The sequence below is a fragment of the Peribacillus sp. RS7 genome (genome assembly GCF_041956845.1).
Lineage (GTDB): Bacteria > Bacillota > Bacilli > Bacillales > DSM-1321 > Peribacillus.
This window is the reverse complement of sequence record NZ_CP168135.1, coordinates 3,042,106-3,054,120: the sequence shown is the minus strand read 5'-3', so window position 1 is coordinate 3,054,120 and position 12,015 is coordinate 3,042,106. Positions and strand designations below refer to the sequence as shown.

The 12,015-nt window shown below is 39.0% G+C and carries 9 protein-coding genes; all 9 read right to left on the bottom strand.

What is annotated here, in order from left to right; genetic code table 11:
• Nucleotides 1-12: 12 nt before the first annotated feature.
• Nucleotides 13-1,368 (bottom strand): nucleotide sugar dehydrogenase, encoded by a 1,356-nt coding sequence (locus ACDZ29_RS15320; protein ID WP_375088085.1) that lies wholly within the window; start codon nt 1,366-1,368, stop codon nt 13-15.
• Between the two features lie 637 nt (nt 1,369-2,005).
• On the bottom strand, nt 2,006-2,518 hold the full coding sequence (locus tag ACDZ29_RS15315) for a hypothetical protein (RefSeq protein ID WP_375088084.1): 513 nt from the start codon (nt 2,516-2,518) through the stop codon (nt 2,006-2,008).
• A gap of 210 nt (nt 2,519-2,728) precedes the next feature.
• Entirely contained in the window at nt 2,729-4,471 is a 1,743-nt protein-coding gene (locus tag ACDZ29_RS15310) for a toxin Cry1Ac domain D-VI-related protein (protein ID WP_375091147.1), read from the bottom strand.
• Complete coding sequence (locus ACDZ29_RS15305; protein ID WP_375088083.1) at nt 4,399-6,144, bottom strand: toxin Cry1Ac domain D-VI-related protein; 1,746 nt, start codon at nt 6,142-6,144, stop codon at nt 4,399-4,401. Before ACDZ29_RS15305 ends, ACDZ29_RS15310 begins: the two co-directional genes overlap by 73 nt.
• Nucleotides 6,145-7,665: 1,521 nt before the next feature.
• Nucleotides 7,666-8,220 (bottom strand): hypothetical protein, encoded by a 555-nt coding sequence (locus ACDZ29_RS15300; RefSeq protein ID WP_375088082.1) that lies wholly within the window; start codon nt 8,218-8,220, stop codon nt 7,666-7,668.
• Between the two features lie 18 nt (nt 8,221-8,238).
• On the bottom strand, nt 8,239-9,387 hold the full coding sequence (gene dgoD / locus ACDZ29_RS15295; RefSeq protein ID WP_375088081.1) for a galactonate dehydratase: 1,149 nt from the start codon (nt 9,385-9,387) through the stop codon (nt 8,239-8,241).
• Nucleotides 9,388-9,419: 32 nt separating this feature from the next.
• A complete protein-coding gene (locus tag ACDZ29_RS15290; RefSeq protein ID WP_375088080.1) occupies nt 9,420-10,046 on the bottom strand; it encodes a bifunctional 4-hydroxy-2-oxoglutarate aldolase/2-dehydro-3-deoxy-phosphogluconate aldolase in 627 nt (208 codons plus the stop codon).
• A gap of 23 nt (nt 10,047-10,069) precedes the next feature.
• A complete protein-coding gene (locus tag ACDZ29_RS15285; protein WP_289323866.1) occupies nt 10,070-11,023 on the bottom strand; it encodes a sugar kinase in 954 nt (317 codons plus the stop codon).
• A gap of 17 nt (nt 11,024-11,040) precedes the next feature.
• Nucleotides 11,041-11,805 carry an IclR family transcriptional regulator gene (locus ACDZ29_RS15280; protein ID WP_289323865.1) on the bottom strand — a complete coding sequence of 255 codons (765 nt, stop codon included), beginning with the start codon at nt 11,803-11,805 and terminating at the stop codon, nt 11,041-11,043.
• Nucleotides 11,806-12,015 lie beyond the last annotated feature (210 nt).

Here is a 12,015-nt window from a genome sequence, read left to right as displayed (position 1 = left end):
TGTTTTTGATGCCTATAATTTTGCAACCTTATTGGACAGCAGACCATTTTCCTCCATCACATTTTTGGAATCGAATATTAATGACGCATTATCATGGACACTTTTCCAGTCAAAACAATTGTGTGGTGTTCCAATGACAACAATATCGGCTCTTTGAAGAATGGCAGCATCGTATTTTGCCACCGGTTGAATTTGATCATTGATCCGGATTTCCTTTGCATAGGGTTCGATGACAGTTAGATTCTGGACTTTATTTTGTAACCTTTCTAGTAAGCGAACGACCGGGCTTTCCCTTAAATCACCAATATCACTTTTATAAGAAGCACCTAAAACCACAACATGTGAGTGTTTCATAAGCTTGTCTTTGGCTGCAAGCAGCTCAAGTATGCGGTTATATGAATAGTGAACCATCCCGTCATTAATATCCCCTGCCAGTTCAATCATTTTTGTTCGTTGACCATGTTCTTTTGCTTTATAGAGCAAGTAGTAGGGATCGACCGGTATACAATGTCCCCCTACACCAATACCTGGGGTAAATTTCATGAACCCGTATGGTTTCGAGGAAGCTGCATTGATCGTATCCCATATATCAATTTCCAATTCTTTGCACAAAACTGTCAATTCATTGACCAAAGCCATGTTAATCCACCGGAATGTGTTTTCAAAGATTTTGCTTAATTCTGCAACGCGGATCCCTTTAACACAATGGGCGTTCTTTCCGATAAACATGCATGCTAATTCTGTACAGTTTTCCGTTATCCCCCCGACAACCTTTGGGGTGTTGCTTAAGTTGAATTTCTTATTTCCTGGATCAATTCTTTCAGGCGAATAAGCTACAAAAAGGTTATCCCCAATCACATATCCTCTATCTGTTAATGGTGTACAGATATATTCTTCTGTCGTTCCTGGATACGTTGTACTTTCTAAAATAACCATTGTTCCTTCCTTCACATGTTCAGCTATAACTTGTCCTACATCTTTCACATACGAGATATCAGGTTCTTTCAAATTATTGACAGGGGTCGGGACACAAATCAAAAGAACATCCATCTCTCCAACCTGTTTCATATCCGTTGTCGCAGTAAATCGCTTTTGGTTTATCAATTCGCTAAGCTCGTCATTATCTACATCATTGATATAATTAATTCCGCTATTTAAACTTTCCACTTTTGACTCGGAGACATCGAATCCAGTCACCTTATATCCTTCAGCTGCATAATGACAAGCTGTTGGAAGACCAACATACCCCAATCCAATCACTCCGATTTTAGCCGTCTTGTTCTTTAATTCTCTCCGCAGATTAGATTTGTGCGAGTATTGAGCATTATATATTTGTTGTTTTCTTTCATGAGTTATCGCAGTTATCATGATTCAACTCCTCCATTTCATTTATAACTTAACGATTTATTAAAACTAACACGCCATAATGTCAATTCACGAACCAAACCATTACACCGAATAAACTGGCAAACTTCTAATATTAAAGATATAAGTAAGCAAAACCGACCAGGTACAACCAATTTATTTTATGTTCGATACACATACTAGAAATTCTTGAATATCCGTTTTGTAAGTTTCGTTTCCCATTATATTTTTCGTTAGCATTAATAAATTATCATATTTACTTTTAATCCTAGTTTCAGATTTCGAATGAATCGTTCTGTTTTTGATTCATCTACCCTTTATAACCTGGATAACCATGTTTTTTTCATGATATATAGACTCACACCAACAGCTGGGTTATGCGTAAAGATTAAGAGTAGCCTGCCCTTTGCAAACACGCATTTTTAGCCGAGTATATTTCTAATTTAGAATAGGCCGGACCGTCCCCAAAAAATGAAAATATATTAACAAGCAAGCAGATAGGAAACGATCAAAAACTTTCACTACTCCATTCTCTTGATCGTTTAAGGAAATACAAAAACCCCCCGATGAATTGGCCTTTATCACGGTGCCATTACTCGGGGGATTTCAAACATTTTAGCCAGGCTTATAATAACACTGCCTACTTTTTAGGGGCATCAGCTATCATGTCTGTCACTTGGTTAATGATCCATTCCTGCTTATCTTTAGTGTCAGTATTTTCATACTGCACCTTAAACGGCCCCTTACCTTCTATTACATAGTACCCATTTCCTTTAACACTTTTTCCAGGTGATAATTGTGTCCCCAAATTATCTCCAGGATAGATACTTAGTTTTTTATTTTCTTTATTCCATACCGACATTTCAAAAACGTCTACAAATCGTTCTTCTGCCGTTTTATTAGTTGCCTTCAGCTGTATCTGTAAAACTTCTTTTCCTTTTTGATCTGGATGTTCAAGCTTCAAAGCCTTTTCAATCCGAATGTTTACGCCAGATATGGCTTTCTCTTGTCCTGTTTCGTCCTTAGTGGAAGAGTTCGTTTGCTTTTGCTGTTCATCCTGAACAACCTTTTCTCCTGACGTACAGCCCGTCAAAAATATAGTTAAAGTTAATATACAGATCCAAATACTGCTGAAGCTACTCTTTAATATCATAATGTCACCCCTTAATAAATATATAAATCCTTTTTAAAGAGAGATTCTTCAGTATCTTTTCTCTATATTTCTCACTCTCTCATACACAAAATTGGATCCTTATTTATTTGTAACGAAAAAAATACTCATAACACTTTAAAAAGCTTTTGAAACATGTAAGAAGGACCCACTTCCTATAGGAGAGGCCTTCTTACATCATTCTCACAATGATTATTTGACGATCGTTTTTACTACGTCTCCTCCAACTACTAGTGGACCATAATCAACTTCTATGACATCTCCTGCTTTTAGCCTCCGGTTTGCTCCATTTTCATCGATGATAAATCGGCTGTAAATTTGGTAACTTCCATCCGAATTAATGTAACCTGCCCCGGTTTGAGTTAGGGAAACTGTTCTCTGAGGCATTCCATTCACTAACAAACGGAGACTTAGAGTTCCTTCAGGTGCTTTGCCAGTAACATAATCCGCATTAGGAGCCACTGCATTTACCTGTAGTTTTTCAACTTCCTTGACTACCGTAGTATGAGCTTGTAATTTCGATGGAGTCCGCATACCGTAGTCAACCGTTACGACATCGCCTACTTGTAGGGTTTTATTATTTCCCTTCTCGTCCACTCCTACGTACTTACTGTATATACTGAATGTTCCATCTTCATTGACAGGTGCCGTACGTAGAGCTTCGCCATTTACCAGTAAGCGTACGATCGTTGCCCCTTCAGGTGCAGTTCCTGTTATAACCTCTGCATTTTGGTACACAGTATTGAGCTTAACAGGTTCACTCGGCATAAACTGTACCACCTTAACAGATGAACTCCCGCTGATATTTCCTGCCGCGTCTGTAAGGGTGACTGTTATTATCGTATTAACGGGTTGATTTGGAATAGCAACCTTGAATTTCCCGTCTGGACCTACAACCCCAGTATATTTCTTGGAATTAATGGTGACAGTCACATTTGCTTCAGGTTCACCGCTTCCTGTTACTTCTTTACTGTTTGTTGTAACTTCATTTAGTTTCGGTGCATTCGGAGCCGTTATATCTTTATCCAATAAATCTTCAGCTTTGTTCAGTAAATCTTGCAGACGGTCTTTTTCTGCACCTTCTGGAAGCTTATTCACCGCCTCTTGGGCTTCGTCAATCGCCCCTTGATCCGTCGTTCCTTCCAATGTATCGAACTTATCGTCCGTGAACAGATTCTCCACTTTGTCCTTTGCATCCGCTAAGTCTTTTTCTGCTTGTTCTTTTTTGTTCAATAAATCTTGCGCTTTGTCCACCAAATCTTGTAAGCGATCTTTTTCCGGACCTTCCGGTAATTTGTTGACCGTGTCTTGGGCTTCATCAACCGCTCCTTGATCGGTACTTCCTTTCAATGTGTCGAACTTATCGTCCGTGAACAAATCTTCCACTTTGTTCTTCGCATCGTTTAGGTCTTTTTCTGCTTGCTCTTTTTTGTTCAATAAATCTTGCGCTTTGTCCACCAAATCTTGCAGACGGTCTTTTTCCGTACCTTCAGGAAGCTTATTAACCGCTTCTTGAGCTTCGTCAATCGCTCCTTGATTCGTCGTGTCTTTCAATGTGTTGAATTTATCATCTGTGAACAGATCTTCGACTTTGTTCTTTGCATCGGATAGGTCCTTTTCTGCTTGTTCTTTCTTATTCAATAGATCTTGGGCTTTGTTCAGTAAATCTTCCAGACGGTCTTTTTCAGATCCGGCTGGTAATTTGCGGACCGCTTCTTTTGCTTCATCTATCGCTCCTTGATCCGTCGTTCCTTTCAATGTGTCGAACTTATCATCCGTGAACAGGTCTTCCACTTTGTTCTTCGCATCGGTTAGGTCTTTTTCTGCTTGTTCCTTTTTATTCAATAAATCTTTCGCATTGTTCAGTAAATCTTGCAGACGGTCTTTTTCTGCACCTTCTGGAAGCTTATTAACCGCTTCTTGGGCTTCATCAATCGCCGCTTGATTCGTGGTTCTTTCAATGTGTCGAACTTATCGTCCGTGAACAGATCTTCCACTTTGTTCTTCGCATCGGTTAGTTCTTTTTCTGCTTGTTCTTTTTTGTTCAATAAATCTTTCGCATTGTTCAGTAAATCTTGCAGACGGTCTTTTTCTGCACCTTCAGGAAGCTTATTGACCGCTTCTTGGGCTTCGTCAATCGCCCCTTTATCCGTTGTTCCTTTCAATGTGTCGAACTTATCATCCGTGAACAGATTTTCCACTTTGTTCTTCGCATCGGCTAGGTCTTTTTCTGCTTGCCCATCTTTATCTTTTCCTAATTCAATCTTTTTTGTTTTACTAAATTCAATAATAAAATTCTCTGGATTACCACCAATTGATTGAGCTACGTTATACTTATATATAGCTTTCCATGTAAGATTTCCACCTGATTTTCCCATATAACTATTTGTAGGATTTTCTGTCGCACTCGTCCAAAGATTCACCATACCCGTATTCATACTCATCGTAAGGGATGTACTTAAATTATTTATTGCTTGTTTTTTTACTGAGGACAATAAAACATTCTCTGGATTAGTAAAATCAATGGTGGATAGTTTATTTTCCACTTGCAAAGCATGACCATCTTCTGTAGTTACATGCAGTTTCGCTTGATTATTGATCTGTGCTGGCCCATAAAGCGAGATCACTGGGTATGAATCCGTACCAGATCTATTTATCTGTACATCTGCACCGTCATCCACGTTAAATGACTTAAACTTTCCATTGACGGTAACTCCTTTTGCCCCATCAAACTTTACCTTTGCATTATTTCCAATGGAAAAACCTCCATCGCCACCTGTTGCATAAAATATTCCATAACCACTATGAAGTGTTTTAATGTCTACATTAGCATTTGGAGCAATCTTAAATTGTGGTTCTGCTGTAATCGACCAAATAAGAGCATAGCCATTATTATGGCTTATATTAGTTTCACCATCAATCTCTACACTTCCAGTTTCCGCCATCTCCTGGGCAGGTGCTGATCCTGGCATTGTATGATCATTAATATAAATGTCGTTAACTCCTTTAAAAATTGCATTCCCGAAACGGTTCCAGATTAATTGTGGTCCACTGTAATTTACATTTTCGAATATTTGCTCTACATTTTGTGTTCCATCATATATAGTAATGAAACCATAATAGTTCTTTCCTTTAATATCCAAGTTCTTTACATGGACACTTCTTAGTTTATTACCATTGGCATAGATACCATCTGCGGCTCCTAACGCTCCTCCTGTTTCCGATAGTGTATGATTATTTCCTTCAATCACGATTTCCGTTTTTGCCGGGTGAATTTTAATCGCTCCGCTTATGTCTATATCTCTACCTAGATGAATCGTCGATATTCCGTTATCTGCCTCTAAAGCAACCTTTAACTCTTGAAAATTGTTGACGACTGTTTCGTTTGCTGTCATTTTTGTAACGGCTTTACTCGGTGATTGTGTTTCAGTTGTTTGTGTACGCGCTTCTTGAGTTTTCACCTCGGATGCTTGTGCATTCGAAATATCCTTATTCTTTGGTGTGGATAGTTCTTCCGCAAATCCTACACTTGGTATTAATAGAGAACTTGCTAATAGAAATGATGTTGTCATAACGTTAATAGGTTTTAACATTTTATTTTTCTTCATAAATTGAACGTTCCTCCTAAATAAATTTTTATTACAAGATTAATATTACTTTTTTTCGACAAGTAGCTCGTTCCAATAATGATTCATAAAAAATCATTTTAGGGACCATATTAGAGCATTAAACGTCAATTTTAATGTAATTATTTTCATTTATGTTGATGAGTGTTAAACAGAATAAGTAATATACAAATGATCCTGCATAAAAAAAGCACACCTTCCTATCCACTCCACCGTTTAAACACTATAAAATTCAACGTTTTTTTTAGGGGGTACAATCATTATGGTTACATAACAAAAATGTGATAAGAGAAACCATTAGTTCCTTCTTATCACACAGATTCTACTTTATTTTAAAACCTTCATTTTCCTTGAAAGGATTCATCCTATTTAGTCATTATTTCATTCCATGAAGAGTTTCTTCTATTTTAATCTGTAGCTCATTTTCATAACGCCCGTCGCCATTACGTGAACATTTATATCCATAGCAGTATACAATCCAGCGCATAAGTGGCGACTCGGTATCGCGCATAGACCTTCCCCGGTAATCCTCTTACATACACCTTTACTTTTATTCATCCTTTTTTTCTATGGGCACTTTTAAGAAAGGATAGTGACGTTATTAAAATGAGGGTGATTTTCAGCGTATTTATTTCTTGTTCATTTAATAATAGGTACATCAAAAATAAGACTAAAAAGGCTTGAATAAAATAGATCTTATATTTCAATAGGGTGGACCAAGTTTGTGACACCCATAATAAAAAAAAGTTAAATTGCTTCGACATCATCTTTCTCCTTTATCATGATGTTGATTTTATCTAGATTTATATTCTGGCATCATTATATACAAATAGGTGAGTGTCGCTATTTCATAAAGTAAAAATATTCGTTCAGAAAAGAAATGAGATCATTTTTCATAAATGGAATCTTACTGTGTTTGATTTAATAGATTTTGAAAATGCTGGTGAGAGCGGCTAATTATTCTTTTCCCACAGAAGCACTAAGTTTGAATGAAATGGCATGGGGATATAAAAAGGAAGAGAGGGAATCGCAAATAAAGTCTAATAGCTTCTGGGGAACAAACCACCTAATATTCAATCTGCATGTATTAAAAGGAGCAAAAAAATATTATAAATTCAGGAGAAATTAAAACAGCCTGCCCCTTGCAACAAAGGGAACAGGCTGCCTGAGTGTTTATCCATGGCACAATATTATGGATATGCTCAGAGAATTGGGCCTTCTTTTTACAATGGGGGTTTGGGGAAGTGGCCCTCACTGCTATTTCATTTTATAATATTCACAAAATCATATCGTTTCAAAAATGAAATGAGATAAATCATTTTTTATATTATTCCTCCCGTAAGAAATCATCATAGCAGGTGAAGAAGGATTGGAACGAAGTGGCATGAACGAAATTTTCACCAGACCCCGCCATCCACCTCCACTAAAGGGAAAGCGCAGCACCCCTCACGAACAAAAAAAAATTAACAATCCAAAATGGAATGGATTGCTAATTCCTATCAATCACCTGACACTCTTACTGCTTGACACCTTGTGTTTTCCACACATTTTCTCAATGAGTCGATTCAAGATTAATAGAGCGATCGGGTTATGCTCGATTTGACTGACAAGTTTCCAGGTAACCGTTAGGATCGACCCTTCGCCCATGTCTTGTTTGATAACGGAGCCGCCATTTTGTCCGAGCCATCCTTGGAAGTAACCAGAAATGATATATACACTCTCCGAAAGCAAGGGATTGCCAAACATGTTCACGGTCTGCACCTTTTTGTAATCCTTGAAAGGAATCACATAATCCGGAATTAATCGTTCGAATTCCCATCCGATTTCAGATTGGATCGGTAACCCTCCAAACCAAGTAATGTCCACATAATTCATTGAAGAAGCACGGGCCCAGCTTTCCCCAATATCCAGCTGACGAAAGGAATAATGGGCTTTATTCTTTACACCATCCCCCTTTTCCGCGAAGAAGATGACTTGACTGTCCTTCTTGGACTGAGCAAGGATCTCCTTATCAAGACTATTAGTAAGAATCAGATTCGCTTCAGTTATTTTTTCCACCAAAGAAACGCAGACCTTTTACCACTCTGCTACACTTCCGTCTTTGTGTCTCCAAACCGGATTTCTCCAGTTATGGCCAATCTCAGCCATTTTTCTCACGTGATCTTCGTTAATCTCAATACCAAGACCGACTCCGTCCGGAATTTTTACAAACCCATCCTCATATTTGAATACTTGGTTATCAACGATGTAATCTAGCAAATCACTACCTTGGTTATAATGAATACCTAGACTTTGTTCCTGGATAAATGCGTTATGACAAGTAGCATCGACTTGCAAGCAGGCAGCTAATGCAATCGGTCCCAATGGACAGTGAGGAGCAGCTGCCACATCGAAAGCCTCCGCCATGGATATGATTTTCTTACATTCGGTAATTCCACCAGCATGTGATAAGTCGGGTTGGATGATATCGGCATATCCATCAGTCAATAACTTTTTGAAATCCCACTTGGAGAACATTCTTTCACCTGTCGCAATCGGGATCGCTGTATGATTGGCGATTTCACGCAATGATTCATTATTTTCCGGTAATACAGGCTCTTCAATGAACATCGGTCTGAAAACTTCCAATTCTTTTGCAAGAATTTTTGCCATTGGCTTATGCACTCTTCCGTGAAAATCAATACCAATTCCTACATATGGCCCCACTGCCTCACGTACAGCTGAAACCCGAGCTAACACTTGATCAATTTTTTCATAGGAATCCACATATTGCAGTTCCTCGGTACCATTCATTTTTACCGCTGTAAATCCTTTAGAAACAACTTCCCTGGCAGCTTCGCCGACCTCTGTCGGACGATCCCCGCCGATCCATGAATAAACTTTAATCGATTCTCTTGCTTTTCCTCCAAGAAGTTGATGGACTGGAGCATTATGATATTTCCCTTTAATATCCCAAAGTGCTTGATCAATTCCAGAGATTGCGCTCATTAAGATAGGACCGCCACGATAGAAGCCTGCTCTGTACATCACATTCCAATGATCTTCAATATTACGCGGGTCTTTTCCAATAAGGTTTTCCATTAATTCATCAACTGCGGATTTTACCGTTGCGGCTCTACCTTCAATTACCGGTTCTCCCCAACCAACGATTCCTTCATCAGTTTCGATTTTTAAAAATAACCAGCGTGGTGGTACTTGGAACAATTCATAGCTTGTGATTTTCATAGTGAATCTCTCCTTAAAAGTTTTATGTTTTTTTAAGAACGAATAACTGAGACAAATGCTTCTGCTTTACGGGTTAAGTCCTCTAAGTATTTCTCATTGACTTCATGCTTTGTGTCGACCAGCGCGCTTCCAATTCCGAAGCCGACCGCTCCAACTTTTTGGAATTCAGCGATATTTTCTAACGTAACGCCTCCTGTTGGCAACAGTGGGATATGTGATAAAGGACCACGAATATCTTTTAAATAACCCGGGCCGATGCTTGCTGGGAATACTTTGATGATATCGCCACCGTTTTCATAAGCCGTTAAGATTTCTGTTGGTGTAAAGGCACCGGGAATACTTACTGCCCCATATCGTTTGGTCATTTTGATTGTTTCCAAATTAACCGTTGGGGATAAAATAAACTTCGCACCAGCAAGGATCGCTGCCCGTGCCGTTTCCTGGTCCAGTACTGTACCGGCACCAACCACCATTTCATCGCCAAACGCTTCGGAAACGAGTTCGATCGAATGTAAGGCGTTGGGAGAATTCAGCGTGATTTCTATTAATTTAACGCCACCGTTTCTTAAAGCTCCTGCAATTTTCACCGTATCCCCAGGCTTTGAGCCACGGACAATGGAAATAACCTTGTGTTTTAAAATAGTTGAAAGCGCATTCATTTTTGAACCCTCCTTCTTGCTGTTTAGCGGATGACGTCATCTTTGTCAATACGGTTCATATATTCTTCCAGTGCTTCTTTATCTGGAAGACCCTCGATATCCCCGCTGACCTTTGTGACGATTGCTCCAATGGCACAGCCTCTTTTCACCGATTCTTGAATGGACCGCTCATCCAGTAAGCCCGACAGTACACCGGCAGCAAAACCATCTCCCGCCCCAATCGGATCGAGCACAGTTTTGACTGGGTAGGCCTCCACATAGCCAGAATCTTTGGGGGTTGAATAGTAAGCTCCTTTTTCACCAAGCTTCACGACCACCATTTCCGCCCCTAAGTACTTACATTCTGCCGCGATTTGCTTACAATCCTTTGTTTGAAATAAATAGTCACCTTCCGAAATACCGGGTAAGATGATATCAGCCTTAGCGACTATTTCCAATAACATGTCTCTTCCTATTTTTTCATCTAGTAACGTTTTTCGTATGTTTGGATCAAAAACAATTTTCACTCCATTTTTTCTAGCAATCTCGATAGCATGAAAGACGGTTTCTTTGCATGAATCACTAAGCGCCGGGGTTATTCCTGTAATATATAAGATCTTCGCTCTCGCAATGTAGCTTTCTTCCATATCAGCAGGAGTCATTTTACTGGCAGCTGAAAATTTTCGGTAATAGAAAACCTTTGAACTATCGATAGTTGTTCGTTCTTTTAAAAACAGCCCAGTGGGAGCGCTTTCATCTTCTTTTACAAAAGAAGTATCCACTCCTTCACCACGCACACTTGCAATAATTCTTTTTCCAAGTTCGTCCTTACCAACTCTGCTCATCCAGCCTGTTTGATAACCAAGCTTCGCCAGGCCGATCAGTGTATTTGTTTCTGCCCCGGCTACCCTGGAAGAATAGTTTCGGTTATATCTTAATTGACCCGTTTCTTCAGGAGAAAATAAGATCATCGTTTCTCCTAAACTTACAACATCCATACCTTTCCCTCCTTCCATTAAGGTTGACCTTGACCTACCTTGTAGCCAATACTGGTTGACACTTCTTTTGAAGTGAACAACAATTTTTCTACAATCGTTTCCCTTTGTTTGATCATTCTTTCTTTAGGTCCTGCCACACTGATCGCTGCTTGAATGGAATTATCCGCTCCATATATCGGAGCCGCCATACAAAATAACCCTTCTTCATTTTCCTCATCATCGATGGAATGACCCAACTGCTTAAAGATATCAAGCTGCTGTTCCAACTCTTGTCTATCGGTAATCGTGTGACCCGTAATACGAAGTAATTCCGTGCTGTCCAGAATTTGATTTTTTTGTTGTTCGTTCATAAATGCCAAAAAGGCCTTTCCAAGTCCTGTACAATATAATGGTTTATGACTTCCCGGCTGAGCAGTGGTTCGAATGGAACGATTGTTATCAATCTTCGCTACATACACCAAGTCCTTCTCCGACAATAACGCCATAAATACAGTCTCTTGTACATCCTCCATCAACCTTTTTAAATAAGGTAAGGCCTGTTTGGAGATATCTAACGACTCCAATGCAGCGCTTCCAATCTGGATCAACTTTGGCCCTAACTTATATTGGTTAAAAGAATCCAGAGAAAGATAACCTTCCTTAAATAACGTACCAATCAGACCAGATGTACTGCTCTGTGGAAATGATAACTTCTCGCTTATTTCCTTAATCGTTAAACCATCTCGATACTGGCTTAATAATTCAAAAACTCTCAAAACACGTTCTGCCGATTTAACTGACATCTGTTGTTCACCTCTTCGTTAAATCACATATGTGATTTTAAATCTTATATGTGATATGTATTTTCATACTATCATATTGAAAAATAAATGCCAACCAATTCAGTAATTATTTGGTTTTTTTGCATTTTCCAATTAAGGTTATATCGTCCTTGAGGGTTGGTATCATTGTTGGTTTAACAGGGATCGTATTAACTGTAAGAATCCTACCCA